Origin of the sequence: Caldisphaera sp. (genome assembly GCF_023256325.1) — an archaeon.
Classification (GTDB): domain Archaea; phylum Thermoproteota; class Thermoprotei_A; order Sulfolobales; family Acidilobaceae; genus Caldisphaera.
Map to the genome: position 1 here is coordinate 12,107 of NZ_JAGDXI010000008.1, position 819 is coordinate 12,925.

The 819-nt window shown below is 29.7% G+C and carries 1 protein-coding gene and 1 pseudogene; one reads left to right on the plus strand and one right to left on the minus strand.

All coding sequences use genetic code 11. From position 1 onward, the window contains the following. Positions 1-142: 142 nt before the first annotated feature. Positions 143-502, minus strand: coding sequence for a hypothetical protein (locus Q0C16_RS01235; RefSeq protein ID WP_292319223.1), 360 nt, complete (start codon positions 500-502; stop codon positions 143-145). Between the two features lie 35 nt (positions 503-537). On the opposite strand from Q0C16_RS01235, the pseudogene Q0C16_RS01240 reads away from it, so the two are divergent. Continuing rightward, positions 538-819, plus strand: a pseudogene (locus Q0C16_RS01240) (hypothetical protein); the annotation flags it as partial.

Sequence of the window (819 nt, forward strand, 5' to 3'; positions counted from 1 at the left end):
GATCAAGATGTACGAGTGGACCTTTGCCTTTTTGTATGGGAACCTTATCCCAAGATTTTTGTCTGTATCCGATACAAAGATTTCTCCTTCAAGGATTTGATACTCCATTATTATTTATTGTTTTCTTCTGTTATTAAACTTACTATCTATATACTACACCAAGGAAATTAATTGTTATTGTTGTGGTTGGATTTATACCATATTGTACATATGGAGTTGGAGCTAAGAAGACATGTGAATAATTAAATATTGTTGAAGTCATATTAACAGTAATAGTTGTTTGCGGTGTTGTATCATAGTTTTTACCATCTGGAGAGAAGTATTGGTATACATAAATAGTTCCTGTTGGTCCTAAAGCTTGAAAGAATAAAATATTTGTTAAATATTGCGATAATTCTTGAACTTGTATATTATATGTTGAGTTAGCATTTATTACTACATTAGTTGTTATAGTGGAAACTATTGGTGGTGATGATTGTACTACAGGATAAATATCTACCATATAATATTATTAAATTCCAAACTTAATAAAGTAATATGGATGCCCTAATCAAACTCTTCAGAGATCTGGGATGTGATTATTTCTACGAATATGAACAAGCTTATGGTTTTATTCCATTTTATAACAAAGTAATTGTCCACATAGGAGCTGACTGTGGATCATCAATTATCTATTTCTTATTGAGAGGAGCAAAAAAAGTAATTGCATATGAGAAAGATCCAGACTTATGCAAAAAATATTTTGAAAACTTTCATCAATATATTAAAGATAGAGTTGAATATAAATGTAAACCATGGGAAGGAGAATTAGATAAGGGT

Excerpts from the sequence above, each read along its gene's own strand:
- Q0C16_RS01235 (WP_292319223.1), bottom strand. The coding sequence starts at position 502 with ATGGTAGATATTTATCCTGTAGTACAATCATCACCACCAATAGTTTCC.